Source organism: Pseudomonas fluorescens, from assembly GCF_005938625.1.
Classification (GTDB): Bacteria; Pseudomonadota; Gammaproteobacteria; order Pseudomonadales; family Pseudomonadaceae; genus Aquipseudomonas; species Aquipseudomonas fluorescens_BD.
Genome location: NZ_VCNJ01000029.1, coordinates 90,050 through 115,636, shown reverse-complemented (window position 1 = coordinate 115,636; position 25,587 = coordinate 90,050). Strand labels below are relative to the sequence as shown.

General features: G+C 59.9%; 23 protein-coding genes. 11 read left to right on the top strand and 12 right to left on the bottom strand.

The features are described from left to right. Positions 1-20 precede the first annotated feature (20 nt). Genes FGA82_RS18755 through FGA82_RS18745 form a run of 3 tightly spaced genes read right to left on the bottom strand, consistent with a single transcriptional unit; the run spans position 21 to position 2,748 of the window. Positions 21-890, bottom strand: coding sequence for a rhomboid family intramembrane serine protease (locus FGA82_RS18755; protein WP_038366006.1), 870 nt, complete (start codon positions 888-890; stop codon positions 21-23). Further along, positions 887-1,858, bottom strand: a complete 972-nt coding sequence (locus tag FGA82_RS18750) for a metallophosphoesterase (protein WP_141128206.1) — start codon at positions 1,856-1,858, stop codon at positions 887-889. The genes FGA82_RS18755 and FGA82_RS18750 overlap by 4 nt, the downstream gene beginning before the upstream one ends. Next, the gene (locus tag FGA82_RS18745) at positions 1,858-2,748 is read right to left on the bottom strand and encodes an NAD(+) kinase (RefSeq protein WP_003224174.1); all 891 of its coding nucleotides are present in this window, start codon (positions 2,746-2,748) and stop codon (positions 1,858-1,860) included. The genes FGA82_RS18750 and FGA82_RS18745 overlap by 1 nt, the downstream gene beginning before the upstream one ends. Before the next feature lie 115 nt (positions 2,749-2,863). Here FGA82_RS18745 and FGA82_RS18740 point away from each other — a divergent pair, with 115 nt between their 5' ends. Beyond that, a complete protein-coding gene (locus FGA82_RS18740) occupies positions 2,864-3,814 on the top strand; it encodes a DUF1853 family protein (protein ID WP_141128205.1) in 951 nt (316 codons plus the stop codon). A gap of 130 nt (positions 3,815-3,944) precedes the next feature. Here FGA82_RS18740 and FGA82_RS18735 read toward each other — a convergent pair whose 3' ends face one another. Together FGA82_RS18735 and FGA82_RS18730 are read right to left on the bottom strand one after the other, a co-directional pair. Next, positions 3,945-5,228, bottom strand: a complete 1,284-nt coding sequence (locus tag FGA82_RS18735) for an arsenic transporter (RefSeq protein ID WP_141128204.1) — start codon at positions 5,226-5,228, stop codon at positions 3,945-3,947. 153 nt (positions 5,229-5,381) lie between these two features. Further along, complete coding sequence (locus FGA82_RS18730; protein ID WP_108226072.1) at positions 5,382-5,939, bottom strand: NADPH-dependent FMN reductase; 558 nt, start codon at positions 5,937-5,939, stop codon at positions 5,382-5,384. Between the two features lie 184 nt (positions 5,940-6,123). Here FGA82_RS18730 and FGA82_RS18725 point away from each other — a divergent pair, with 184 nt between their 5' ends. Beyond that, positions 6,124-6,354: a hypothetical protein gene (locus FGA82_RS18725; RefSeq protein WP_141128203.1), complete on the top strand. Its 231-nt coding sequence runs from the start codon at positions 6,124-6,126 to the stop codon at positions 6,352-6,354. 85 nt (positions 6,355-6,439) lie between these two features. Further along, complete coding sequence (locus tag FGA82_RS18720) at positions 6,440-7,333, top strand: LysR family transcriptional regulator (protein ID WP_141128202.1); 894 nt, start codon at positions 6,440-6,442, stop codon at positions 7,331-7,333. Here FGA82_RS18720 and FGA82_RS18715 read toward each other — a convergent pair. The 5 genes from FGA82_RS18715 to FGA82_RS18695 all read right to left on the bottom strand — a co-directional run bounded on the left by FGA82_RS18715 (position 7,299) and on the right by FGA82_RS18695 (position 12,643). Further along, on the bottom strand, positions 7,299-7,913 hold the full coding sequence (locus FGA82_RS18715) for a GNAT family N-acetyltransferase (RefSeq protein ID WP_141128201.1): 615 nt from the start codon (positions 7,911-7,913) through the stop codon (positions 7,299-7,301). The two genes, FGA82_RS18720 and FGA82_RS18715, sit on opposite strands and share 35 nt — an antisense overlap. Positions 7,914-7,927: 14 nt before the next feature. After that, positions 7,928-10,183: an Orn/Lys/Arg decarboxylase N-terminal domain-containing protein gene (locus tag FGA82_RS18710; RefSeq protein WP_141128200.1), complete on the bottom strand. Its 2,256-nt coding sequence runs from the start codon at positions 10,181-10,183 to the stop codon at positions 7,928-7,930. Between the two features lie 189 nt (positions 10,184-10,372). Continuing rightward, entirely contained in the window at positions 10,373-11,131 is a 759-nt protein-coding gene (dnaQ, locus tag FGA82_RS18705; protein WP_122599561.1) for a DNA polymerase III subunit epsilon, read from the bottom strand. A gap of 192 nt (positions 11,132-11,323) precedes the next feature. Then, on the bottom strand, positions 11,324-11,794 hold the full coding sequence (gene rnhA, locus FGA82_RS18700) for a ribonuclease HI (RefSeq protein WP_007910572.1): 471 nt from the start codon (positions 11,792-11,794) through the stop codon (positions 11,324-11,326). Between the two features lie 90 nt (positions 11,795-11,884). Beyond that, positions 11,885-12,643: a class I SAM-dependent methyltransferase gene (locus FGA82_RS18695; RefSeq protein ID WP_007910573.1), complete on the bottom strand. Its 759-nt coding sequence runs from the start codon at positions 12,641-12,643 to the stop codon at positions 11,885-11,887. 66 nt (positions 12,644-12,709) lie between these two features. Between FGA82_RS18695 and gloB the strand changes: the two genes are divergently transcribed. The 8 genes from gloB to fabI all read left to right on the top strand — a co-directional run bounded on the left by gloB (position 12,710) and on the right by fabI (position 23,671). After that, positions 12,710-13,477 carry a hydroxyacylglutathione hydrolase gene (gloB, locus tag FGA82_RS18690; RefSeq protein WP_141128199.1) on the top strand — a complete coding sequence of 256 codons (768 nt, stop codon included), beginning with the start codon at positions 12,710-12,712 and terminating at the stop codon, positions 13,475-13,477. A gap of 99 nt (positions 13,478-13,576) precedes the next feature. Further along, positions 13,577-15,040 (top strand): transglycosylase SLT domain-containing protein, encoded by a 1,464-nt coding sequence (locus tag FGA82_RS18685; RefSeq protein ID WP_141128198.1) that lies wholly within the window; start codon positions 13,577-13,579, stop codon positions 15,038-15,040. Positions 15,041-15,475: 435 nt separating this feature from the next. Next, complete coding sequence (locus FGA82_RS18680) at positions 15,476-17,308, top strand: extracellular solute-binding protein (RefSeq protein WP_141128197.1); 1,833 nt, start codon at positions 15,476-15,478, stop codon at positions 17,306-17,308. Next, positions 17,305-19,146, top strand: coding sequence for an extracellular solute-binding protein (locus FGA82_RS18675; RefSeq protein ID WP_141128196.1), 1,842 nt, complete (start codon positions 17,305-17,307; stop codon positions 19,144-19,146). The genes FGA82_RS18680 and FGA82_RS18675 overlap by 4 nt, the downstream gene beginning before the upstream one ends. 4 nt (positions 19,147-19,150) lie before the next feature. Then, the gene (locus FGA82_RS18670; RefSeq protein WP_141128195.1) at positions 19,151-20,224 is read left to right on the top strand and encodes a microcin C ABC transporter permease YejB; all 1,074 of its coding nucleotides are present in this window, start codon (positions 19,151-19,153) and stop codon (positions 20,222-20,224) included. A gap of 1 nt (position 20,225) precedes the next feature. Continuing rightward, a complete protein-coding gene (locus FGA82_RS18665; protein WP_038366044.1) occupies positions 20,226-21,245 on the top strand; it encodes an ABC transporter permease in 1,020 nt (339 codons plus the stop codon). A 1-nt stretch (position 21,246) separates the two neighbouring features. Next, complete coding sequence (locus tag FGA82_RS18660; protein WP_141128194.1) at positions 21,247-22,857, top strand: ABC transporter ATP-binding protein; 1,611 nt, start codon at positions 21,247-21,249, stop codon at positions 22,855-22,857. Between the two features lie 19 nt (positions 22,858-22,876). Next, complete coding sequence (gene fabI, locus FGA82_RS18655) at positions 22,877-23,671, top strand: enoyl-ACP reductase FabI (RefSeq protein ID WP_007910591.1); 795 nt, start codon at positions 22,877-22,879, stop codon at positions 23,669-23,671. Positions 23,672-23,980: 309 nt separating this feature from the next. Here the strand turns inward: fabI and FGA82_RS18645 are convergent, their stop codons facing one another. Together FGA82_RS18645 and FGA82_RS18640 are read right to left on the bottom strand one after the other, a co-directional pair. Then, positions 23,981-24,946: a sensor domain-containing diguanylate cyclase gene (locus FGA82_RS18645; protein WP_141128193.1), complete on the bottom strand. Its 966-nt coding sequence runs from the start codon at positions 24,944-24,946 to the stop codon at positions 23,981-23,983. 62 nt (positions 24,947-25,008) lie between these two features. After that, positions 25,009-25,587: a hypothetical protein gene (locus tag FGA82_RS18640; RefSeq protein WP_141128192.1), complete on the bottom strand. Its 579-nt coding sequence runs from the start codon at positions 25,585-25,587 to the stop codon at positions 25,009-25,011.

Below are 25,587 nucleotides of genomic sequence, written 5' to 3'. Positions count from 1 at the left end.
CTCTTTATCTACAGAAAATTTTAGGCGGCCAGTTTACGGCGGTTATACAAACCACCCAACAAACCGGTGAAGCATCCGATGAGTAACCCGCCGACGTGGGCGGCATTGGCGATTTCGCCGAAACCGATCATCGAGATCAGCCCGGACATGCACACCAGCAACCACACCAGCATCATCACCAGCACGCCACGCGGCAGACGATAGGCCGGGTTCGGCGCCAGCAGCTGGAAGATCCAGCAATGCCCGAGCAAACCGTAAAGCACGCCCGACAGGCCGCCAAACAAGGTCGCGCCGCTCCAGGCAAACTGCGCGTAGTTGGACACCAGGCTGAACAGCAGCGTCAGGCCGATCAGGTTGATGCTGCCCTGCCGCGACTCGATGCGCCGGCCCAGCTCCCAGTACCACATGCCGTTCATGGCCAGGTGGAGGATGCCGAAGTGGATCAGCATCGGCGTGACCAGACGCCACCACTGCCCCGCCGCCAGACTGTCGGCCAACGGTGTGAAATGGATGTACTCGCCGACCACCTGAAAATCGAGGAAGGTCAGCCAGCGCAGGGTTTGCAGGTTTTCGCCGAGGTACGTCAGCCCGCCAACAATCAGGCACAGCAACAGGATGAACCCGGTGGCCTTGGCGTATTTCAGTTGCTCGGCGAAACTCGGGCGCTTGAAGGTTGGTGCGACAGGGATGTCCATTTGCTGATCGGGATCGCCGGCCGGGAAACGCTCATACAGCGAGCGCACGTCTTCACTGATTTCCGCCGGTGCCCACAGCACTTGTTCGCCGGCCTCTTCGCTGACCCGATGCGGGACCTGCATGCGTTGCAGCAGTTTGACGAAACCGCTCAGATCGACTGCCAACGGCAGACGCAATACCGCTACCGCACTCATTGCAGCACCTCCGGCCGCTCGACATCGACCCAGACAAATTTATGCGGATCCAGACGCGTTTCCTGATCCAGACGATAGGCGACCAGTTTGCCGTAGAGCACCGCGCTGTAATCCAGACACGCGAGGTTCGGGCGGATCGGCGCCGGTTTGCCGCTGCGCCAATAGTGGCCGACGAACAGCAATGGCTCATCGACGCCGTAGCGCAGCAGGTTGTTTTTTTCGCTGGAGGTCAGCGGCGTCTGCGCGACCGGTTCCGGCAGAGCATCGGGCTGGAAGACGATATCGCCGTAGGTTTTCGGATCGTCTTCCCAGAACTTGGTGCGGAAGAACGAACGCACCAGACCGTCGCCGCTGGTCATGGTCAGACCATCCGGCAAGCGCATGTCAGTGCCGCGCAGCAAACGGTCGAACACGGTGCAGGCAAAACTGCCGGGCACGGCGGACGCCTGAAGAAAGTGTTCATCAATGCAGCCGTTCGCAAATTGCGCACGCAACGGTTCGATCAGACCGGCATCCCAACAGGCATGCACAACGCGGAAGCGTCCGGCGTCAACAAACAGCGGCAGCTCATAGAACCAGCGCTGAAAATCGTGCCAGTCGCCAGGATGGTCTTCGAACTGTGTCAGGGTTTCCTGCAGCAGGCGCGCGTGGCGCGGCGTGTGTTCGCGCACGAACTGCTTGCCGCTGCCCGGTGGCGCCGGGGTGCTCCAACCCAGAGCATTGAATTCGTGGTTGCCCATGATGCACAAGGCCTGACCGGCCTCGACCATGTCATGGACGATGTGCAGCGCCTCGCGAATGCGCGGGCCACGGTCGATGATGTCGCCGACGAACACGGCCATGCGCGATGGATGTCGCCAGACCCCGCCCTGCTTGTGATAACCGAGGCGGTCAAGCAAGTGTTCGAGGGTCAGGGCGCATCCGTGCACGTCACCAATCAAGTCATAACTGCGCGCGGGATCGAGCATCAGTCGCCTCCACCGCCCAGCTTGCTGCCCCAGCCGAGCTTGGTGCGGCAGACTTCGTAGTAGTTGTGGTCGAGCGGATGAATCAGCCGCAGCTTCTGCGCTTTCTTGCTGACGGTGATGGTGTCGCCCGGCGCGCAGGTGAAGTGGTTCTGCCCATCGCAGGAGACTTGCGGGTAAATCTGCATGTTTTTCGACACGACGATTTTCAGCTCACTGTTGCCATCGACCACAATTGGCCGGCTCGACAACATATGGGGGTACATCGGCACAATCACAATGGCGTCGAGCTTGGGATGCATGATCGGTCCGCCGGCAGACAGCGCGTACGCGGTGGAACCGGTCGGCGTCGCGACGATCAGGCCGTCGGCCTTCTGGCTGCAGACGAACTGGCCGTCGATGTACAGCTCGAACTCGATCATCCGCGTCGATTTGCCCGGGTGCAGCACGACATCGTTGAGCGCATCGCCCTGACCGATGGCCTCGGCATGCCGGCGCACTTCGGCTTGCAACAGGAAGCGGTTTTCCACCAGGTAGTGGCCGTCGAGCACCTTGGCAACTTCGACTTCCAGTTCGTCCGGGCGAATGTCGGTGAGGAAACCGAGGCTGCCCCGGTTGATCCCCAGCACCGGAATATTGTGTTTGGCCAGCGCCCGCGCGGCGCCGAGCAGGCTGCCGTCACCGCCGACGACGATGACCATGTCGCAGACTTCACCGAGCATCTTGCGCGACGACGTTTGCAGGCCGTGGCCCGGCAGCACTTCAGCGATGGTGTCTTCGAGGATCACATGCAGGTGCCGGTCGAGCAGAAACCGTTTCAGTCGGCGGACGGTATCCAGCACCTGGGAACTGCCCAGGCGACCGATGATGCCGATATTACGAAATTGCTCCATGGGACCTCTGCGGACAATCGAAAACGCGAAAAACCCGATTATGGGCGAAAGCGCCGGTTAGACAAAATCCTTTCAGCCTCAAGGGTGTGCTCGTGTTTACGGCTATGCTCGCAAGATGATCCTATTTCCCGACTTGCTGCAGTTGCCCCATCAATTACGCCACCCGGAAGTGCGGGATCTGGCGTGGGTGATCCTCGCCCCGCCGATGCTCGCCACCACACCGTGGCCGCAGCGCCATCCGCTGGCGGGCAGCGATTGGGTGCACGATCCAGAGCGACTGGAACACTGGTTGCGCCAGCTCGACCGCGACAGTTATGGCTTGCTGCATTGGTTGTCGCAGGCGCGCACACGGCGGCTGGGCCTGTATTACGAGCGTCTATGGCAGTTTGCCGTGGAGCAGGCGCCGGGCATTGAGCTGATTGCCGCCAACCTGCCGATCCGCCGTGAGGGCCACACCCTCGGCGAACTGGATATGCTGCTGCGTGATCGCGACGGTGTGCATCACCTGGAACTGGCGATCAAGCTTTATCTCGGCCCGCAGAATGGTGACGGTCGTGATCCGGCGCAGTGGCTGGGGCCGGGTTGTCATGATCGGCTGGATCGTAAACTGGCGCATCTGGCCGAACATCAATTGCCAATCTCGGCGCGCCCGGAAAGCCGCGAAGTGCTGGCGGCGCTGGATATCGAGGTGTTCAGCGCGCAGCTGTGGCTCGGTGGTTATTTGTTGTATCCGTGGCCCGGGCAGGCTGAATCACCGAACGGTGCGCATCCGCAGCATTTGCGCGGCAGCTGGTTGCATCAGAAGGATTGGCCGGCGTTTGTCGCGCAACGCCCGGCCGGGCGCTGGCAACCCCTGCCCCGGCATGCCTGGCTGGCACCGGCGCATTATCCGGCGGACCAGACCTGGACTTTGGAGCATTTACGGATGTGGCTGGAGGATCTTGAGCCGCTGGCTCCGGCGCAGTTGATGGTGCGCCTGATCGAGAATGCGCGGGGGGAATGGGAAGAGGCTGAGCGGTTGTTTCTGGTGTCGGACCTTTGGCCGAATGTACCCGGCCAGGCCTGAGATTTTTGGTGTTTGATATGACCCCTTCGCGAGCAAGCTCGCTCCCACATTTGGATTGCATTTCAAATGTAGGCAGATGAGATACATTCCCCTGTGGGAGCGAGCCTGCTCGCGAATGGGCCACCTCGGTCTAAAGGGAAAGCCGCACAGCCAAAGCCGCCAACGTCACCAACAACACCGGCACCGTCAACACAATCCCGACCCGGAAGTAATACCCCCAGCCAATGTGAATGCCCTTGCGCTCCAGCACATGCAGCCACAACAACGTGGCCAGACTGCCAATCGGGGTAATCTTCGGCCCCAGGTCACTGCCAATCACGTTGGCATAAATCATCGCTTCCTTGATCACCCCGCTCGCCTGACTCGCATCGATCGATAACAAGCCAATCAACACCGTCGGCAAGTTATTCATGATCGACGACAGCAACGCCGTCAGCACCCCGGTGCCCATCGCCGCGCCCCACACGCCGTGACCTGCGAACACATCCAGCCAACCGGCGAGATACCCGGTCAGCCCGGCATTGCGCAGGCCATACACCACCAGATACATGCCCAGCGAGAAAATCACGATCTGCCACGGCGCCTCTTTCATCACCTTGCGTGTGGAAATCTTGTGGCCACGGGCGGCGATGCCCAGCAACAGCGCGGCGCACACGGCGGAAATCGCACTGATCGGAATGCCCAGCGGCTCCAGCGCAAAACAACCGATCAGGAGAATCACCAACACCGCCCAGCCCGCATAAAACGTGGCTTTGTCGTGGATCGCGGTTTCGGGATGTTCGAGTTGCTCAGGGTCGTACGTCGATGGAATGTCGCGACGGAAGAACCACAGCAGCATGCCCAGCGTCGCCGCCACGCTGACGAAGTTCACCGGCACCATCACCGCTGCATAGCGGTTGAAACCGATGTGAAAGAAGTCCGCCGAGACAATGTTGACCAGGTTCGACACCACCAGCGGCAGGCTCGCGGTATCCGCAATAAACCCCGCGCCCATGACGAAGGCCAATGTCGCCGCAGGGGAAAACCGTAGCGCCAGCAGCATCGAAATCACGATCGGGGTGAGAATCAGCGCCGCGCCGTCATTGGCAAACAACGCCGACACCAGCGCGCCGAGCAGCACCATGAAGGCAAACAGCTTGCGCCCATTGCCGCGTCCCCAACGCGCCACGTGCAGCGCGGCCCAGTTGAAGAAACCGGCTTCGTCGAGCAACAGGCTGATGATGATCAGCGCGACGAAAGTGCCGGTGGCGTTCCAGATGATTTGCCACACCAGCGGAATGTCGCTGAGGTGCACAACGCCAAAGATCAGCGCCAGCACCGCGCCAAGCGTTGCACTCCAGCCGACGCCGAGGCCTTTGGGTTGCCAGATGACAAGGGTAATGGTCAGCAGGAAAATCAGTGACGCAGCGAGCATCCGCAACAGCCTTAAATTGAAATGGGGTTATGAAGCCAACACAAAACCTGTAGGAGTGAGCCTGCTCGCGATAGCGGACTGTCAGTTACCAATTGGTCGACTGACACACCGCTATCGCGAGCAGGCTCACTCCTACATTGTTCCGTGTACAGGTTACTTCTTGTGTTGCTCTACGAACTGTCCGTAGGCATTGATAAAACTCTGCAGAAAAGGTTTCACCGACTCACTCAACTTGCCCGCCTCATCAAACGCCGAACCCGCACCGCCCAGATACGCTTCCGGCTGCTGCATGCACGGCACATTGAGAAACACGAACGACTGGCGCAGATGTTGATTCGCGCCGAAACCACCAATGGCACCAGGCGATACGCTGATCACCGCCCCCGGTTTGCCACTCCAGACAGCTTTGCCATAAGGCCGCGAACCAACGTCGATGGCATTCTTCAACGGCGCCGGCACCGAACGGTTGTATTCGGGCGTGACAAACAGCACCGCGTCGGATGAAGCCACTTTTTGCCTGAAAGTGCTGTAGGCTGCCGGCGGTGAATCACCGTCGATGTCTTCGTTATAAAGTGGCAGATCGCCAATTTCGACAATCTCAAGCTTGAGGTTGGCCGGGGCCAGCTCTGCCAGTGCCAGGGCGACCTTGCGATTGATCGATGCTTTGCGCAGGCTACCGACCACTACAGCGACGTTGTAGACATTGCTCATGGAAGACTCTCGATGGTCCGTGGGAGGAGCCAGTAGTTATAGATGATCCGGTGACGATTCCACCAGCACACGAGGGGAAATTCCCCCGTGCTGAATATTTTTTTCCTGTAGGAAAACTTACAGGCCTTGATGGCGGTCTACCAAGCCGCAAATCAAGCGTTTTATCTCCAGAGGTTCTAAGCAGATGGCAGCAGTACTCGTCGGTCAGTTCCATGCAAGAGATGCGGAAGGCCGCGTTTATTCCGTGCATGAGTTCCAGGAATCCAACCCGTCGGACGACGGTCTCACTGGCTCGGAGCCGATTTACCGACTGGCCATTGGCGATCGCATTAAAAAGATCGACGACCAGACATTCGAACTGGTTCAGTCCGGCATCACCCTGATCCGCGAGCCTGAGCCAACCGTCGCTTCATAACTGGCCGTTATGAGCAGAAGTCATATGCGCAGACTTGGGGTAGGATTCAGCCACTGACCCCACCTGCTGAACATGGACTTCACGCATGCGTTTACGTCATATCGAAGTGATTCAGGCGCTCTTGCAGACCGGTCACCTGGGCACCGCCGCCGAATGGTTGCAGTTGCCGGTGGCCGAGGTCGAAGAGCGTTTGCGCGAAGCCGAGAGTCAGTTGGGGTTCATGCTGTTCGCCAGCGTGCGCGGGCGCTTGCAATCGACGCCCGAAGCGCGGGCGTTGCAGGTCGAAATCGCCCACGTCTATGAAGCGCTGGAGCCGGTGCAACGGCTGGCCAGCAGCCTCAGGCAATACCTCGCCCCGCCCTTGCGCATCATCGGCACCCCGCCTTTGGCGCAGCAATTATTGCCACAAAGTCTCGCCGCCCTGCGCCGACGTCTGCCGGATGCACCATGCAGCCTGCTCAGCGCGCCGACCCGCGATATCGTCCGCAGCCTGCTGTTGCGCGAAAGCGATCTCGGCTTGAGCCTGCACGATCCCGAACATCCCGACATTGATTGCCGCCCATTGGCCCAAGGCAAGCTGCAATTACTTGCGCCCCACGGCTGGCTGCAACCGAAACAGAAATACATTTCCCTGCAAGATCTCGCTGGTCAGGCCATGGTCGGCCTCGAAGGCCAGGACCCGCTGAGCCCGGCGCTGGAAAACAAACTCCAAGCGCTACGTCCGGCGCCAAACATCCAGACCCGCGTGCAAACCCATCAGATGATGCGCAGCATGGTCGAGGCCGGCGAAGGCCTGGCCATCGTCGACCCGTTCACCGCACTGGGTGCACGCGCCGCCGGGCTGGATGCCTGCCCGCTATCGCCGGCCGTGCCGATCAGCCTCTATGCCCTGACCTTCAAGCACGCCGCACCGGCATCGGCGATTCAGACGTTACTGACGATCATCACGGAACAAGCCGAGGCGATGCTGGCGAGCTGAGCGAGTTCTCCAGCGGGTTATCGAACAATCGATACCAGAACAGCGCCACTTCGGCGGTGTTCGGATCAATGCCGCGATAGCGCAACTGATCCACACCACCAATCACGTAGCCGCAGCGCTCATACAACCGACATGCACCGAGGTTGTTGTTCTGGGTTTCCAGCATGATCCCTGGCAGCTTTTTCTTGCGGCTCCAGAACTGTGCGACATCCAGCAACGCCTTGGCCACGCCATGCCGACGCGCCGGCGCATGCACCGCCAGCTCATCGATATGCGCGAAGCCATTCCAGTTGGTGCTGATCACCAGATGACCGACCGGCTCATCGTCGAGATAGGCCATGAAAATCGCGCTGTCCGGCGCGTTGTGGAAAGCGCTGAATTCCTCGGGGTCGATGCCGTAGCACTTGCGGTACGGGACGATCGGCGTCACCCGCCATTGCTCGACAGGCTGGCCAATCACGGCGGCGCCATAGGCTGCAACTTCGAAACTGAAGTCGCTGCCCCAGATATACGGCGCAAAGCCTTCATCGGCGACCCGCACCGACAGCCCTGGGTATTTCGGATTCATGACCGGTCGCATGCTCGCAAAGCTCCTCATTCCTTGACGCAATCGACGGTGTAGTGCCGTCCATTGCCTTCATCTTCGTGCTGCAATCCATGCACATCCGCGACAAAACCGGGGAAGCTGCTATCGAACGTGCGAGCAAATTTCAGGTAATCAATAATCGAGCGGGTCGATTCGGTAAAGCGTTCGCCGGGCATGATCAACGGAATGCCCGGTGGATACGGCACCAACATCACCGCTGCTATGCGCCCTTCCAGCTCATCGATCGGCACTGCCTCGACTTCCCCACGCACCAGATGATCGTAGGCGTGGGCCGGCTTCATGGCGATTTCCGGGAGCACGGTGTACATGCGTTTAAGGTGTTTGGCCGTGGCGTTGCTGCGGTAGCAGGCGTGCAACTGATCGCACAGATCGCGCAGGCCCATGCCGCGATAACGCCCGGTGTCTTCTTGCGCCACACACGGCAGACAGGTTTCCAGACGCACGTTGGCGTCGTAACTGCGTTTGAATTCGAGCAATTCGGTGAGCAGCGTGCTCCATTTGCCTTTGGTGATGCCCATCGAGAACAGCACCAGGAATGAATACAGCCCGGTCTTCTCCACCACCAGCCCACGTTCCCAGAGGAACTTGCTGACCACCGCCGCCGGAATGCCCTTCTCGCTCAGCGCACCGCCAGCGTTCAAGCCTGGCATCACCAGCGTGACCTTGATCGGATCGAGCAAAACGTAATCGTCACTGACTTCGCTAAAGCCGTGCCATTCGGCATCCGGTTGCAATAACCAGTCTGCGGTCTGCACGCGGTCGATGCCCTCGACACCCGGCGGCTGCCAGATTGAAAACCACCAGTCATCAGCGGCAATGTGCTGACGCAGATTGGCCAGCGCGCGGCGGAAGCTCAGCGCTTCGTCAAAGGTTTCCTGCAACAGCGAGCGCCCGGCTGGACCTTCCATCATCGCCGACGCGACATCCAGCGAGGCGATGATGCTGTACTGCGGCGAAGTCGAAATGTGCATCATGAACGCTTCGTTGAAACGGTCGCGGTCCAGTTGCCGCGCACCGCCGTCCTGTACATGAATCATCGAGGCCTGACTGAACGCGGCGAGCAGTTTGTGCGTGGAATGCGTGGTGAACACCAGCGGGCTGTCTGCGCTGCGCGAGGTGGCCATACCATAGCGCCCGGCGAAGAATTCGTGAAACGCCGCATAGGCGTACCAGGCTTCATCGAAATGCAGCACTTCGACGCTGTTGCCGAGGCTTTGCTTGATCAGTTCGGCGTTGTAGCAGAGGCCGTCGTAGGTCGAGTTGGTGACCACGGCGAGTTTGACTTTCGGTGCACGGCCTTTGGTTAGCGGGCTGGCATCGATCTTGGCCTGAATCGACTCGCGGCTGAATTCGCTCAGCGGAATCGGCCCGATAATCCCCAGCTCGTTGCGCTCCGGGCACAGGTACAACGGAATCGCGCCGGTCATGATGATCGCGTGCAAAACAGACTTGTGGCAGTTGCGATCGACCAGCACCAGATCGTCGCGCGCAACCATCGAATGCCAGACAATCTTGTTGGCGGTCGAGGTGCCATTGATCACGAAAAAGGTGTGATCGGCGCCGAAATTGCGCGCTGCACGCGCTTCGGCTTCAGCGAGCGGCCCGGTGTGATCGAGCAGCGAACCAAGCTCTGGCACCGACACCGACAAATCCGAACGCAGGGTGTTTTCACCAAAGAACTGGTGAAACGCCTGCCCCACCGGACTTTTGTGATAAGCCACGCCGCCGCCATGGCCGGGGGTGTGCCAGGAATAATTGGAATCGGCGGTGTGCTGCACCAGCGCCTTGAAAAACGGTGGCAGCAAACCGTCCAGATACTTGCGCGCCGCCCGCGCGACCTGGCGGGCCAGAAACGGCACGGTGTCTTCGAACAGATAGAGAATGCCACGCAGCTGATTGAGCTCGGCCATGGCATCCGCCGGAGCATTTTCCAGGGTGACCTGCTCGCCGAGGGCGAAGATCGGCAGATCCGGCGCACGCACCCGCGCCAGACCGATCAGTTCGGCCATGTTCTGCAACAGATGCGAGTTGGTGCTGGCATCCTCGGCGGCAATCAGCATGCACGCGAGGCCATGGTGAGTCGACGCCACCAACCGCCCTTCGGTGTAGTCGATGGCCGAAACGATATTGAAACCTTCCTGCTCCAACTCCCGGGCGATGCCACGGATACGGTCACCGGCGACCGTGTCGGCCTTGATATCGCGATGGACGATCAACACCGGAAACTTCAAATCTTTGTACATGAGGCTCAGTGTCCTGAGGCGGCAGGTTTGAATCTGCCAATGCACTCAGGGTAGAGGGTTGCAGCGAATGTGGCGAGGGTGGCCAGTTGTCAGTATTTCCAGAAACAAAAAGATCGCAGCCTGCGGCAGCTCCTACATTGGAATGTGATCCCCTGTAGGAGCTGCCGCAGGCTGCGATCTTTTGATCTTTCAGGCCTGAGCGTCGGCCTCGGCGATTTGCGTCCACATCGCCGGGCCGCCCGCCGATTTGGCAATAATTTCCAGCCGCACCAGATGCGCAGCGAGCTCATCTTCAGTCGCACGAATGATCCGCGCAGGCTGGCGATCCGCTGGCAAACGACGAATCTCGGTCGCCGAGTTGTCCGCGCCATCGCCCGTGCCATTGCCGTCAGACGCATTGCCCGCCAGCGACAGACTGGTCTGGCCACCGGTCATGGTCAGGTAGACGTCGGCGAGAATCTCCGAGTCGAGCAAAGCGCCGTGCAATTCACGGCCGGAGTTGTCGACGCCATAGCGTTTGCACAACGCATCGAGGCTGTTGCGCTGCCCCGGGTGACGTTCCCGGGCCATCATCAAGGTATCGAGGATCGAGCAGTGCTGGGTGATGTCAGCGCGATCCTGCTGGCCCATCAGCGCGAATTCGTTGTTGATGAAGCCAACGTCGAACGCCGCATTGTGGATGATCAGCTGCGCGCCCTTGATGAACTCGAAGAACTCATCGGCCACTTCGGCAAAGCGCGGCTTGCCGACCAGGAATTCATTGGTGATGCCGTGAACGCCGATGGCGCCTTCATCACTTTCGCGATCCGGCTGCAGATAAACGTGAAAATGCCGGCCGGTCAGGCGTCGGCCGATCAGTTCGACGCAACCGATTTCAATGATCCGGTGACCATCGGTCACCGGCATGCCGGTGGTTTCGGTATCGAGTACAACGGATCTGGTGGCCATCAGTGCTCAGCTCTCAACGGGTCGATCTTGCAAAAAACGCGGATGTTAACACGCTCGGCGGGGTGTTTCAGGTGGACCGGGGCGTCCCATTCGCGAGCAAGCTCGCTCCCACAGTGGATTTGTGTTGTGAACACGATCCAGTGTGGGAGCGAGCTTGCTCGCGAATGGCAGCAACACCGTTCAGAAGCGAAATCAGCTCTGCTTGTAACCGCGCACTTCGTCTACGCCACGGTTGGCCAACTGGTCCGCCCGCTCGTTACCGTGATGGCCAATGTGCCCACGCACCCATTTCCAGGTGACCTTGTGGCGGTTGACCTGTTCATCCAGCTCCTTCCACAGATCAGCGTTCTTTACCGGCTCTTTCGCGGCGGTTTTCCAGCCACGCTTTTTCCAGTTGGCCATCCACTCGTTGATGCCCTTCATCACGTATTGCGAGTCGGTCACCAGCAGCACTTCACACGGGCGCTTCAAAGCTTCGAGGCCACGAATCGCGCCGAGCAGTTCCATGCGGTTGTTGGTGGTATTGGCTTCGCCGCCCCACAGTTCCTTTTCAACGCCCTTGCACACCAGCAAGGCGCCCCAGCCGCCCGGGCCGGGGTTGCCTTTGCAGGCGCCGTCAGTGAACAGTTCTACGGTGTCGACGCTTTCAACGCTTTCGCTCATGCCAATCTATCCAGAAAAATGCCTGTCTTGCCGATCACGGATCGACAATGACCGAGGCCGGGACAAACCCGGCCACAAATAAAAGAAGGTTTACGGTTCGATGCGGCGACGATTGACCTTGGCCATGGGCAGCGGAATCAGCTTGCCCATCGGCTCGCGACGCTCCTGACGCAGCGGCCTTAGCCCGACCACAATCTTGCGCGCGACCAGTAAATAGAAGCCGCCGCCCGACAGTTGCCAGTCACCGGCCTTGCGTTCCCAGCCGGCCAGGCGGGCCTGCCACTTGGGTGACGCGAGCGGCGGACGATAGCACCCGAAGCGGCGTTTCTCCAGCGCGAAGCCCAGCAGATTGAGCCAGTCGGCAACCCGCGACGGCGAGATGCAGCGTGCCTGGCGCAAGGCGTCGTGGGCGAACACATGACGCAGGCCCCAGGTGCTCCACGGGTTGATGCCGATGATCAGCAAATGCCCGCCGGGGCGCACGCTGCTCGCCGCTTCCCGCAGCAAACCGTGGGGCGACAGGCAGAAATCCAGACCGTGCTGCATCACCACCACATCGGCAGCATGCTCGCTCAGCGGCCAGGCTTGCTCTTCGCAGACGATTTCGACGCCGGGCAATGGCGCACCGAGGCGCACATTGCGCTGCACTTGCGGCGCGGCCGGCGGGGTTTCGGCAGATGGCCCGTAATGCACCAGATAGCCGCCAAAGAACCGGCCCAACTCGTCTTCGAGCATGCGCCGCTCTTCATCGAGCAGAAATTGCCCGAGCGGGCCGGACAGCCATTCACGGGCTGCACCGATCAGGGCCAGCCAGTCAGGATCAGCCTGTGCGAACGCTTTATCACTCATCGCATTCTCCAAAGCGCCAGGAACTACTAAGATGCGCCAATGTTTTCCGCTTGGCGAATTCCGACGATGATACAGATCAGTGCCCTGCCCGCGTTCACCGACAACTACATCTGGTTGTTACAGGATCACCGCACCCAGCGCTGCGCGGTGGTTGATCCGGGCGATGCCGCGCCAGTGCAGGCATGGCTCGAAGCGCATCCAGGCTGGGTATTGAGCGATATTCTGATCACTCACCACCATCATGATCACGTCGGCGGCGTCGAACGCCTGAAAGCGCTGACCGGGGCGAAAGTCTACGGTCCGGCCAGCGAAAGCATTCCGGGGCGCGATGTGGCGCTCAAGGATAACGACACGGTCAGCGTGCTCGGCTGGGATTTCGATGTCTATGCGGTACCCGGTCACACCCTGGGCCACATTGCCTATTACCACCACGGCCTGCTGTTCTGCGGCGACACCCTGTTCGCCGCCGGTTGCGGTCGCTTGTTCGAAGGTACGCCGGAGCAAATGCACCACTCGCTCAGCCGCCTCGCCGCTTTGCCCGAAGATACGCTGGTCTACTGCACCCATGAATACACCCTGAGCAACCTTAAGTTTGCCGCTGCCGTCGAACCGAGTAACCCGGACATTGCCGCCCGTCTGGAAAAAGTTACCCAGCAACGGCAAAACGGTGTGATGACCCTGCCCTCGACCCTCGCCCTGGAAAAGCTCACAAATCCGTTTTTGCGCACCAGTGAAACATTGGTTACACAAAAAGTGGACGAACGGGCAGGCGCTCAAAACCGGGCGCCGAGTGAGGTATTTGCGGCTCTGCGTGCCTGGAAAGATAAGTTCTAAGTGCCCCGCCACTTGGTACAAAAATTCTGAATGGTTGACCTAGGGGGGTGCGCTTTCTAGAATCGCCCGACATTTTTGCCCGGAACTTACTTCCAGCCAATGTCGTCATCCATACGTAAGTCCGTCAATTCAGACGCATTGACCCGCCTGGCGCAAGCCATCGCGGTGGCTGTGTCCGCCACGCTGGCGGGCTGTTCCAGCCATGCTCCGCAGACTGAAGCGACCCATACGCCGAACATTGCTGCGCGAGCCAAGCAGAAGCCGATCTGGCTGACCGAGAAGCCCAGCCCACAGGTTCCCCAGGATATCTGGGAACGCATGCGCCAGGGCTTCCAGTTGCAGGAAGGCCTTGGCGTGAACCCGCGCATCGAGCAACAGCGCCTGTGGTTCGCCAGTAATCCCTCTTTCCTCGAGAACGCCGGCGAACGCGGCAGTCTCTATATTCACTACATCGTCGAACGCCTCGAAGAACGCAACATGCCGCTGGAACTGGCCCTGCTGCCGGTAATTGAAAGCGCCTATAACCCGATGGCCTATTCCCGGGCCGATGCTGTGGGGCTGTGGCAATTCATTCCTTCCACCGGGCGTTACTTCAACCTGCGTCAGACCCGCTTTTACGATGGCCGTCGCGATATCACCGCTTCGACCACGGCAGCGATGGACTACCTGACCCGTCTGCACGACATGTTCAACGGTGACTGGTTGCTGGCCCTGGCGGCGTATAACGCCGGTGAAGGCACGGTCAGCCGCGCCATCGAACGCAACGAAAAGCTTGGCCTGCCAACCGACTACTGGAACCTGCCGCTGCCGGCGGAAACCCAGGCGTACGTACCGAAGTTGCTGGCACTGTCGCAAGTGGTGCTGGCGCCGGAAGCTTACGGCGTCAACCTCAACCCGATTGCCAACGAACCGTACTTCCAGGTCGTCGAAATCAACCAGCGCATGGACTTGTCCAAGGTCGCAGCCGTTGCCAACATCGACGAAGACGAACTGTTCCAGCTCAACCCGGCGTTCAAGCAACGCACCACCATCGACGGCCCTCAGCATTTGCTGGTACCGACGTCGAAGGCGCAGTTGCTGACTGCCAGTTTGCAGACCATGCGACCTGACGAACTGATCAGCCCGCGTTCGCTGAAACCGGTGTTCGAAGGCGCCGATCCTTCCGAAGTGGCAAAACTCAAGCGTGCCTATCGCGTGAAACGTGGCGACAACCTCGGTTCGATTGCCAAGGCCAACAAGGTCGAAGTCAAGGACCTGCAACGCTGGAACAAGCTGACCGGCAAGAACCTCAAGGTTGGCCAGACTTTGGTGATGCAGGACACCAGCAAGCGCGCTCCGGCACGCAAGTCTGGCCGGGTCAACACCGTGGTTGCGGCCAACAGCAAGAGCAAAGGCAAGAGCGACAGCGAGCAGCAGACCCAGTACAAGGTCAAACGCGGCGACACGCTGTACGTGGTGGCCAAGCGATTCAACGTTGAGATGCAGCATCTCAAGCGCTGGAATCCGGGTGCGGGTAAAGCGTTGAAGCCGGGGCAGATGCTTACGGTTTATCAGCCGCACTGATGAAGAGCCCCTGAGTTTCAGGGGCTTTTTTTTTGGTTCGGATTTTGTGGCGTGCTTTAGATCGATCCCCCTCACCCCAGCCCTCTCCCCAAGGGGCGAGGGGGAAAGGGAGCCGATCTCCGTGTTGTTCAAAATCCGGGTTCGACTCGGTATCGCACGTCGGTACAACCCTCCAGAGCACCGCGATCAGTCCCCTCTCCCTCCGGGAGAGGGTTAGGGTGAGGGGCTTTTCAAAACGTAAGTTCGGCTCGACAGTTCAGGTCGGCGTAGCTCGAAGAAACAACTCGGTCAGTCCCCTCTCCCCCTGGGAGAGGGTTAGGGTGAGGGGCTCTTCGCGCAAACGATTAACCCCGCATTAACCCGCATCTTTTTCCTGCCCAGACAAGCTGTTACTGTACGGCCCACAAAGCCCAAGCCGCCTGGATCGGATCTGACTTGAAGCGTCCCCTCCTCCTGCTCCTGATCAGCCTGGCCTTGAGCTCAACCGCAAGCGCGACGATTACCGAAAGTCACGGTTATGCGCAGTTCGGCACGCTCAAGTACCCGGCCAGATTTACCCACTTCGACTGGGTCAACCCGCAAGCGCCCAAGGGCGGTACGTTGCGGGTGATGGCTTTCGGCACCTTCGATACGGTCAATCCGTACACGTTCAAGGGCACCAGCCCGGTCACTACAGCGAATTTCCTCCAGTACGGCATCAATGAGCTGAACGAGCCGCTGATGGTCGGCACCGGCCAGTATTCGCCGTCCGGCGACGAACCAGCGTCGAGCTATGGCTTGATCGCGCAATCGGTGGAGTACAGCGAAGATCGCAGCTGGGTGGTGTTCAATCTGCGCCCGGAAGCGCGTTTTCACGATGGCACCCCAATCACCGCTTATGACGTGGCGTTTTCCTATCGAACGCTGCTCAAGGACGGCCATCCGCTGTACCGCACGGCCTTACAGGAAGTGCTGCGGGTCGACATTCTCAACAAACAGCGCATCCGCTTCGTACTCAAGCGCTCGGGCAATCCGCTGTTGATCCTGCGTCTCGGTGAACTGCCGGTGCTGCCACAGCACTACTGGAAGGACCGCGACTTCAAGGCCACCACTTTCGAACCGCCACTGGGCAGCGGCCCCTATCGCATCACTTCGGTGACGCCGGGTCGGCAGTTGATCTTCGAACGGGTCAAGGATTACTGGGGCAAGGACTTGGCGGTCAATCGCGGCAAGTACAACTTCGATCGCATGGAAGTCGAGTTCTACCGCGACAGCGATGTCGCCTTCGAAGCGTTCAAGGCTGGCGAGTTCGACATCTACATCGAGCATCAGGCGAAAAACTGGGCCAACGGCTACAACTTCCCCGCGATACGCCGTGGCGACGTGATCAAGGCACAGATTCCGCATCAGATCCCGACCCAGAGTCAGGGCCTGTTCATGAACACCCGCCGCGCGACGTTCTCGGACGTGAAAACCCGCGAAGCGCTCGGCCTGATGTTCGACTTCGAGTGGACCAATCGCGCCCTGTTCAGCGACGCCTACAAACGCACCACCAGTTACTACCCGAACAGCGAATTCAGCGCCAGCGGCCTGCCGGTCGGTCATGAATGGCTGATGCTCAAGCCGTACAAGGAGCAACTGCCGGCCAAGCTGTTCACCGAGCCGTTCACCCTGCCGAAAACCGACGGTCGCGGCATTCCCCGGGAAACCATGCGCAAGGCATTGGCATTGCTCGCCGAAGCCGGCTGGAAGCTCAACGGCCAGCGCCTGCAAAACGCTGACGGCCAACCGCTGCGGTTCGAACTGCTGCTGGTCAATCCGAACCTGGAGCGCCTGTACCAGCCCTACATCGAGAACCTCAACAGCATCGGCATCGACGCGCGCCTGCGTACCGTGGATCGGGCGCAATACAAACAGCGCCTCGATCAATTTGATTTCGACATGATCTCGATGACGCTCAACCAGACGCTAAGCCCGGGCCTTGAGCAGTGGCAGTACTTCCACTCCAGCCAGGTCGGGGTCAAGGGCAGCAAGAATTACGCAGGCATCGCCAACCCGGTGGTCGATCACCTGCTCGAACAACTGCTCGCCGCGCGCACCCGCGATGAGCAGGTCGCCGCCGGCAAGGCGCTCGACCGCGTACTGCTCTGGCAGCACTACAGCATTCCCAACTGGTACCTCAATTATCACCGTCTGGCCTACCGCAACCGGTTGGCCTTCGTCACCACGCCGCCCTACACCCTGGGCCTGAGCGCATGGTGGCTGAAGTCTTCGGAGAAAGATCAATGAAACCGATCCGCGCCCTGCTCGTCCAGGCCAGCGGCTTGCTGTTCGCCGGGCTGGCCTTTGCCGCCCCGCAACACGCCGTGACCCTGTACAACGAGCCGCCGAAATACCCGGCCGATTTCAAGCAGTTCGATTACGTGAATCCCGATGCGCCCAAGGGCGGCATATTCCGTCAGGCCGGGTTCGGCGGCTTCGACAGCCTCAACCCGTTTATCAGCAAAGGTGTGCCGGCCGATGACGTCGGGCAGATCTACGACACCCTGACCAAGCACAGCCTCGACGAGCCGTTCACCGAATATGGCCTGATCGCCGGCAAAATCGAAAAAGCCCCGGACAACAGTTGGGTGCGTTTCTATCTGCGCCCTGAAGCACGTTTCCATGACGGCCACCCGGTTCGCGCCGACGACGTGGTGTTCAGCTTCAATACCTTGACCAAAGAAGGCTCGCCGCTGTTTCGCGGTTACTACAGCGACGTCTCCGAAGTCATAGCCGAAGACCCGCTGAAAGTGCTGTTCAAGTTCAAGCACAGCAACAACCGCGAGTTGCCACTGATCCTCGGCCAGTTGCCGGTGCTGCCAAAACACTGGTGGGCTGATCGCGATTTCACCAAGGGCAACCTGGAAATTCCGCTGGGCAGCGGCCCGTACAAGGTCGCCGAAGTGAAGGCCGGACGTTCGGTACGCTATGAGCGGGTCAAGGATTACTGGGGCAAGGATCTGCCGGTCAACCGTGGTTTCTACAATTTCGACACGATGACCACCGATTACTACCGCGACAACACGGTCGCCCTTGAAGCGCTGAAGGCCGGCCAGTTCGATTACTGGCTGGAAATGACCGCGAAAAACTGGGCAAACGCCTACAACATCCCGGCGGTCACCGAAGGTCGCTTGATCAAGGAACAGATCGCCAACAGCAACCCGACCGGCATGCAAGGTTTCGTCTTCAACCTGCGCCGTCCGGTGTTCCAGGACGCGCGGGTGCGTCAGGCGCTCGGCCTGCTGTTTGACTTCGAATGGACCAATAAACAGCTGTTCAACGGTGCTTACTTCCGCACTCGCAGCTATTTCGAGAACTCGGAAATGGCCGCCACCGGCCTGCCTGACGCCGATCAACGGACGATCCTCGAACCGTTCCGCAGCAAACTGCCGGCGCAAGTGTTCAGCGAAGCCTTCGAAAACCCCAAGACCGACGCCAGCGGCATGATCCGCACCCAACAGCGCGAGGCCTATCAACTGTTGCAAGAGGCCGGCTGGAAGATCGTCGACGACAAAATGGTCGACGCCACAGGCAAGCCTGTAGTGATTGAATTTTTACTCGCGCAGACCGAGTTCGAACGCGTATTGCTGCCGTTCAAGCGCAACCTCAGCGACCTTGGCATCGATCTGGTGATCCGCCGCGTCGACGTTTCGCAGTACATCAACCGCGTGCGTTCGCGTGATTTCGACTTGATGGTCGGCAGCTTTCCGCAGTCCAACTCGCCGGGCAACGAACAGCGTGAATACTGGATGAGCGCCGCCGCCGATAAACCGAGCAGCCGCAACACCATGGGTCTGAAGGATCCGATCGTCGATCAACTGGTCGAGAATCTGATCAACGCCGATTCGCGCAAAAGCCTGGTGGCCCACGCCCGTGCGCTGGATCGTGTGCTGCAATGGGGTTATTACGTGATCCCCAACTGGCACATCAAAACCTGGCGCGTGGCGTACTGGAACCACATCGGTCACCCGAAAGTCTCGCCCAAGTACGACATCGGGATTAACACCTGGTGGGTCAAGCCGAACGCAAAACAGGCAATAGAAGTCGAAACCAAACTGCAAACCGACCCTGTGGGCACGGAGTAATCAGATGCTGGCGTATATTTTTCGGCGACTGCTGCTGATCATCCCGACCCTGTTCGGCATCCTGCTGATCAACTTCGTGATCATCCAGGCCGCGCCCGGTGGCCCGGTGGAACAGATGATCGCCAAGCTCGAAGGCTTCGAAGGCGCCACCAGCCGGATTGCCGGCGGCGGTGCCGAGGTGTCCGTGGCCGGCTCGTCCTATCGCGGCGCGCAAGGTCTGGACCCGGCGCTGATCAAGGAAATCGAGCACATGTACGGGTTCGACAAATCGGCCCCGGAACGTCTGTGGATCATGGTCAAGAACTACGCGCAGCTGGATTTCGGCGACAGCTTTTTCCGCGACGCCAAGGTCATCGACCTGATCAAGGAAAAGATGCCGGTGTCGATCTCGCTGGGGCTGTGGAGCACGCTGATCATGTACCTGGTGTCGATCCCGCTGGGGATCGCCAAGGCCACGCGACACGGCAGCCACTTCGACGTGTGGACCAGTTCGGCGATCATCGTCGGCTACGCGATCCCGGCGTTCCTCTTCGCGATCCTGCTGATCGTGGTGTTCGCCGGCGGCAGTTATCTCGACTGGTTCCCGTTGCGCGGGCTGACCTCGAACAACTTCGATGAGCTGAGTTTCGGCGGCAAGATTCTCGATTACTTCTGGCACCTGGCGCTGCCGGTGACCGCACTGGTGATCGGTAACTTCGCGACCATGACCCTGCTGACCAAAAACAGCTTCCTCGATGAGATCAACAAGCAGTACGTGGTCACCGCCAAGGCCAAAGGCCTGACGCGTAATCGTGTGCTCTACGGCCATGTGTTCCGCAACGCCATGCTCTTGGTGATTGCCGGATTCCCGTCGGCGTTCATCGGCATCTTCTTCACAGGATCCTTGCTGGTGGAAGTGATTTTCTCTCTCGACGGTCTCGGCCTGATGAGTTTCGAAGCGGCGATCAACCGCGATTACCCGGTGGTGTTCGGCACCCTGTTCATCTTCACCCTGCTGGGGCTGGTGGTGAAACTGATCGGCGACCTCACCTACACCCTGGTCGATCCACGCATCGACTTCGAAAGCCGGGAGCATTGAGATGAACCTATCCCCTCTCAACCGCCGCCGCTTCGAACTGTTCAAGGCCAACAAGCGTGGCTGGTGGTCGCTGTGGCTGTTTCTGATTCTGTTCGGCGCCAGCCTCGGCGCCGAGCTGATCGCCAACGACAAGCCGCTGGTGGTGCATTACGACAACAACTGGTACTTCCCTGCGATCAAGCGTTACCCGGAAACCACCTTCGGCGGCGAGTTCCCGCTGGAAGCCAACTACAAGAGCCCGTACATCCGCGAACTGCTCAAGGCCAAGGACGCGTGGGTGTTGTGGGCGCCGATTCCCTACAGCTACCAGAGCATCAACTACGACCTGAAAGTCCCGGCGCCGGCGCCGCCCTCGGCGGACAATCTGCTGGGCACTGACGATCAGGGTCGCGATGTGCTGGCGCGGGTGATTTACGGCTTCCGCATTTCCGTGCTGTTCGCGCTGACACTGACTGTATTGAGTTCGATCATCGGCGTAATTGCCGGGGCGTTGCAGGGTTTCTATGGCGGTTGGGTCGATCTGGCCGGGCAGCGTTTCCTGGAGATCTGGTCGGGGCTGCCGGTGCTGTATTTGCTGATCATTCTCGCCAGTTTCGTCCAGCCGAATTTCTGGTGGCTGCTGGGGATCATGCTGCTGTTTTCGTGGATGAGCCTGGTCGACGTGGTGCGCGCCGAGTTCCTCCGTGGCCGCAACCTTGAATACGTACGCGCAGCGCGGGCGCTGGGTATGCAGAACGGCGCGATCATGTTCCGCCATATCCTGCCCAACGCGATGGTCTCGACCATGACCTTCATGCCATTCATCCTTACCGGCGCCATCGGCACCCTGACCGCATTGGACTTTCTCGGTTTCGGTTTGCCGGCCGGCAGTCCGTCGCTGGGTGAACTGGTCGCCCAGGGCAAATCCAACCTGCAAGCGCCGTGGCTGGGCATGAGTGCCTTCGCCGTGCTGGCATTGATGTTGAGTTTGCTGGTGTTTATCGGCGAGTCCGCTCGCGATGCCTTCGACCCGAGGAAGTGAAATGAATCAGGACAATCTGATCGAAGTGCGCGACCTCGCCGTCGAATTCGGTTTCGGCGAGCGCGTGCACCGGGTCGTTGAAGGCGTGAGTTTCGACATCAAGCGTGGCGAAACCCTCGCGCTGGTGGGCGAATCCGGCTCGGGCAAATCGGTGACTGCGCATTCGATCTTGCGTTTGCTGCCCTACCCGATGGCCCGCCATCCGGCCGGCAGCATCAACTACGCCGGGCAAAACCTGCTGGGCCTGAGCGAAAAAACCATCCGCCACATTCGCGGCAACCGCATCGCGATGATCTTTCAAGAGCCGATGACCTCGCTGAACCCGCTGCACTCGATCGAGAAGCAGATCAACGAAGTCCTCGGCATCCACAAGGGCCTGACCGGTAAAGTCGCGACCAAGCGCACGCTGGAGCTGTTGGAGATGGTCGGCATCCCCGAGCCGCACAAGCGCCTAAAGGCCCTGCCCCACGAATTGTCCGGTGGTCAGCGCCAGCGCGTGATGATCGCCATGGCCTTGGCCAACGAGCCGGAATTGTTGATTGCCGACGAACCGACCACGGCGCTGGACGTGACCGTTCAGCTGAAAATTCTCGATTTGCTCAAGGAATTGCAGGCCAGATTGGGCATGTCGCTGTTACTGATCAGTCACGATTTGAACCTGGTGCGAAGAATTGCGCATCGCGTATGTGTCATGCAGCGCGGTTGCATCGTCGAACAGGCATCGTGCGAAGAGCTGTTCCGTTCGCCGCAGCATCCGTACACTCGGGAATTGCTCGGCGCGGAGCCCAGCGGAGGCCCGGCAAGCAATAAAATCGGCGCGCCGCTGCTTGAGGTCGAGGACCTGAAAGTCTGGTTCCCGATCAAGAAAGGCCTGCTCAAGCGCACGGTGGATCACGTCAAGGCAGTGGACGGCATCAATTTCAGCCTGCCTCAGGGTCAGACTCTGGGGATTGTCGGGGAAAGCGGTTCCGGCAAATCCACGCTGGGTCTGGCGATTTTGCGCCTGATCGGCAGCAAAGGCGCGATCCGCTTTGAAGGCAAGCAGCTAGACTGCCTGACGCAGAACGAGGTTCGCCCGTTGCGGCGGGAGATGCAGGTGGTGTTTCAGGACCCGTTTGGCAGCCTGAGCCCGCGCATGTGTGTCAGTGACATCGTTGGCGAAGGCCTGCGGATTCACAAGATGGGCACCGCCGAGGAACAGGAAGCGGCGATTATTGCGGCATTGAAGGAGGTAGGTCTGGATCCGGAAACCCGGCACCGCTACCCCCACGAATTTTCCGGTGGGCAACGGCAACGAATTGCCATTGCCCGGGCCTTGGTGCTGAAACCGGCGCTGATCCTGCTGGACGAGCCGACGTCGGCGCTCGACCGAACGGTGCAGCGGCAAGTGGTGGAGCTGTTGCGTTCACTGCAAGCCAAGTACAACCTGACGTATTTGTTTATCAGCCATGACCTGGCTGTCGTCAAAGCGCTGAGCCACCAGTTGATGGTGGTCAAGCATGGCCAAGTGGTCGAACAGGGAGACGCGCAAAGTATTTTTGCCGCCCCCCAACATCCGTATACACAGCAGTTGCTGGAAGCCGCTTTTTTGGCACCAGCCACTGCGCAATAACCTGAAAGAGGAGCAACACATGGGTTTTCTCGCCGGTAAGCGCGTACTGATCGTCGGTGTCGCCAGCAAGCTGTCCATCGCATCCGGCATCGCTGCCGCCATGCATCGCGAGGGCGCTGAGCTTGCCTTCACTTATCAGAACGACAAACTGAAAGGTCGTGTTGAAGAATTCGCCCAAGGCTGGGGTTCGAGCCCTGAGCTGTGCTTCCCGTGCGACGTGGCCAGCGATGAAGAAATCGCCAAGGTCTTCGAAGCACTGAGCAAGAAGTGGGACGGCCTGGACTGCATCGTCCACTCCGTTGGTTTCGCCCCGGGCGACCAACTGGACGGCGACTTCACCGAAGCCACCACCCGTGACGGTTTCCGCATCGCTCACGACATCAGCGCCTACAGCTTCGTGGCCCTGGCCAAAGCCGGCCGCGAAATGATGAAAGGCCGCAACGGCAGCTTGCTGACCCTGTCGTACCTGGGCGCCGAGCGCACCATGCCGAACTACAACGTGATGGGCATGGCCAAGGCTTCGCTGGAAGCTGGCGTGCGTTACCTGGCCGGCTCCCTGGGCCCGGACGGCACCCGCGTCAACTGCGTATCGGCTGGCCCGATCCGTACTCTGGCAGCGTCGGGCATCAAGAACTTCCGCAAGATGCTGGCCGCCAACGAAGCGCAAACCCCGCTGCGTCGCAACGTCACCATCGACGAAGTCGGCAACGCCGGCGCCTTCCTGTGCTCCGACCTGGCGTCGGGCATCAGCGGCGAAATCATGTACGTCGACGGCGGCTTCAACACCACCGCCATGGGCAACATCGAAGAGTGATCTTCGCTTAGCCGATAAAAAACCCGCCTGTTCAGGCGGGTTTTTTTATGCCTGCAACCCCGCCTCCTGTGGGAGTGAGCTTGCTCACGAAGAGGCCGGCACCTTCAACAGAGATGTTGCCTGACCGGACGCCTTCGCGAGCAAGCTCGCTCCCACATGGATTTGTGGTGAACCGGGATTTTGAGAACACCCGACACCACTGTAGGAGTGAGCCTGCTCGCGAAGAGGCCGGCATATCAACAGAGATGTTGCCTGACCGGACGCCTTCGCGAGCAGGCTCACTCCTACAGGGGATCTGCGGTGCATTCACTAACAACGCTTCAGGGACTGCTTGTGCGCATACATCGCCCCATCGGCGTCCGCCAGCAAGCGATCCACGGTTTCATGGCGTTTGGCGTCGTATTCGATCTGGCCCACGCTGAAGCGAATCGCATACCCGCGGTGCAACGTGGCATTACGCTCCTCGAGAATTTCCTTGAGCCGCGCCATGATCGCCGTGGTTTCGATGTGGCTCGACCCCGTCAGCAACGCGACAAACTCATCCCCGCCCAAGCGTCCGACCACATCACTCTCGCGAAAGGCAATGCGCAGCACATCGGCAAAGGTCTTCAGCGCACTGTCACCCTCGGCATGGCCATAAAGATCATTGATCTGCTTGAAGTCATTGAGATCAAAAAACAACAACGTCGCTGGCCGCTCCAGCCGTGCACAGGCGTCCAGCGCATGCTGCGCCAGTTGCTTGAAGCCGCGACGGTTGGACAGCAACGTCAACTCGTCCATGCTCGCCATCTGCACGGCGGTCAGCTCTTGCTCGGCCATCTCTGCCAGATCACGCAACAGCGCGCGCTCTTCTTCGTCGAGGTCACGGGGCTTGGTGTCGATCAGGCACAGCGTGCCCATTTTATTGCCGTTGGGCACGGTCAGCGGATAACCGGCATAGAAGCGAATATTCGGCGCGCCAGTGACCAGCGGATTGTCGTGAAAACGCACATCCTCACGGGCATCGGGCACCAGCAACAGGTCGTTCTGAAGGATCGCGTGGCCGCAAAATGACACATCCCTCGACGTTTCCGTGGCATCGAGCCCCACACAGGACTTGAACCACTGGCGATCCTTATCGACCAGCGTCACCAGCGCAATCGGCACATTGAACAGGCGCTTGGCCAACCGCGTGAGGCGGTCGAAACGCTCCTCGGGCGCCGAATCAAGAAGATCGAGGCCGTGCAACACCTGAATCCGCGCAGCTTCATTAGCGGGTTTTCCTGGAACCAGCATTCGCACACTCCGTTGTCATCAATGCACTTGAGCGTAGCGCAAATCAGCGAGGCTTCACCCCGTCAGATACCCGCCACCGGACACGGCCCGCCGGCATCGGCCCAGAGTTTGAATTGCGTGACAAAAATATCGTGCGGCACCGGCACCGGTGCGCGCCCTGCCCCGGGGTTCCAGCCCCAGAGCACCAGTTTGTCCTCGCTGACATGTTTGAGCAGCGCGGCAAAGTCGCGATCACCGTTGCTCGAACGGTCTTTGATCATCGCGCAGAGTTTGTCCGGTGGCAGGCCGATCCAGGCCATTTTGTGCGCCGCCGGTGGCAGGCTCCAGTGCGGCGCACCCGGTGGCGCATGCGGGCCATAACTGGCCGGCGGATTGTTTTCCGCATGGCAGGTTGCACAGGGCAAACCGGCGGCACCCTTGCCGTCCATGCCGCGCACCACATTCATGGCGTGGGGGATGCCGGCGTCAAACTGCAATGGCGAATCACCGGGAATGTGGCAATTCTGGCAACGCGGACTCTGAAAGACTTTCTGCACCGTGCCGAAGGCCTTCAACGCCTCTTGATCATCGGCAAACAAGTCCGAGGCATAACCACCCAGCCCCAGCAAAATCACCGTGCCCAACACTAGATGTCGTTTCAT

Excerpts from the sequence above, each read along its gene's own strand:
- FGA82_RS18750 (WP_141128206.1), bottom strand. The coding sequence starts at position 1,858 with ATGCTCGATCCCGCGCGCAGTTATGACTTGATTGGTGACGTGCACGGA.
- FGA82_RS18665 (WP_038366044.1), top strand. The coding sequence starts at position 20,226 with ATGAACCTATCCCCTCTCAACCGCCGCCGCTTCGAACTGTTCAAGGCC.
- FGA82_RS18660 (WP_141128194.1), top strand. The coding sequence starts at position 21,247 with ATGAATCAGGACAATCTGATCGAAGTGCGCGACCTCGCCGTCGAATTC.
- FGA82_RS18675 (WP_141128196.1), top strand. The coding sequence starts at position 17,305 with ATGAAACCGATCCGCGCCCTGCTCGTCCAGGCCAGCGGCTTGCTGTTC.
- FGA82_RS18640 (WP_141128192.1), bottom strand. The coding sequence starts at position 25,587 with ATGAAACGACATCTAGTGTTGGGCACGGTGATTTTGCTGGGGCTGGGT.
- rnhA (WP_007910572.1), bottom strand. The coding sequence starts at position 11,794 with ATGAGCGAAAGCGTTGAAAGCGTCGACACCGTAGAACTGTTCACTGAC.
- gloB (WP_141128199.1), top strand. The coding sequence starts at position 12,710 with ATGATACAGATCAGTGCCCTGCCCGCGTTCACCGACAACTACATCTGG.
- dnaQ (WP_122599561.1), bottom strand. The coding sequence starts at position 11,131 with ATGGCCACCAGATCCGTTGTACTCGATACCGAAACCACCGGCATGCCG.
- FGA82_RS18720 (WP_141128202.1), top strand. The coding sequence starts at position 6,440 with ATGCGTTTACGTCATATCGAAGTGATTCAGGCGCTCTTGCAGACCGGT.
- FGA82_RS18740 (WP_141128205.1), top strand. The coding sequence starts at position 2,864 with ATGATCCTATTTCCCGACTTGCTGCAGTTGCCCCATCAATTACGCCAC.
- FGA82_RS18670 (WP_141128195.1), top strand. The coding sequence starts at position 19,151 with ATGCTGGCGTATATTTTTCGGCGACTGCTGCTGATCATCCCGACCCTG.
- FGA82_RS18735 (WP_141128204.1), bottom strand. The coding sequence starts at position 5,228 with ATGCTCGCTGCGTCACTGATTTTCCTGCTGACCATTACCCTTGTCATC.
- FGA82_RS18695 (WP_007910573.1), bottom strand. The coding sequence starts at position 12,643 with ATGAGTGATAAAGCGTTCGCACAGGCTGATCCTGACTGGCTGGCCCTG.
- FGA82_RS18730 (WP_108226072.1), bottom strand. The coding sequence starts at position 5,939 with ATGAGCAATGTCTACAACGTCGCTGTAGTGGTCGGTAGCCTGCGCAAA.
- fabI (WP_007910591.1), top strand. The coding sequence starts at position 22,877 with ATGGGTTTTCTCGCCGGTAAGCGCGTACTGATCGTCGGTGTCGCCAGC.
- FGA82_RS18685 (WP_141128198.1), top strand. The coding sequence starts at position 13,577 with ATGTCGTCATCCATACGTAAGTCCGTCAATTCAGACGCATTGACCCGC.
- FGA82_RS18710 (WP_141128200.1), bottom strand. The coding sequence starts at position 10,183 with ATGTACAAAGATTTGAAGTTTCCGGTGTTGATCGTCCATCGCGATATC.
- FGA82_RS18715 (WP_141128201.1), bottom strand. The coding sequence starts at position 7,913 with ATGCGACCGGTCATGAATCCGAAATACCCAGGGCTGTCGGTGCGGGTC.
- FGA82_RS18645 (WP_141128193.1), bottom strand. The coding sequence starts at position 24,946 with ATGCTGGTTCCAGGAAAACCCGCTAATGAAGCTGCGCGGATTCAGGTG.
- FGA82_RS18725 (WP_141128203.1), top strand. The coding sequence starts at position 6,124 with ATGGCAGCAGTACTCGTCGGTCAGTTCCATGCAAGAGATGCGGAAGGC.
- FGA82_RS18745 (WP_003224174.1), bottom strand. The coding sequence starts at position 2,748 with ATGGAGCAATTTCGTAATATCGGCATCATCGGTCGCCTGGGCAGTTCC.
- FGA82_RS18755 (WP_038366006.1), bottom strand. The coding sequence starts at position 890 with ATGAGTGCGGTAGCGGTATTGCGTCTGCCGTTGGCAGTCGATCTGAGC.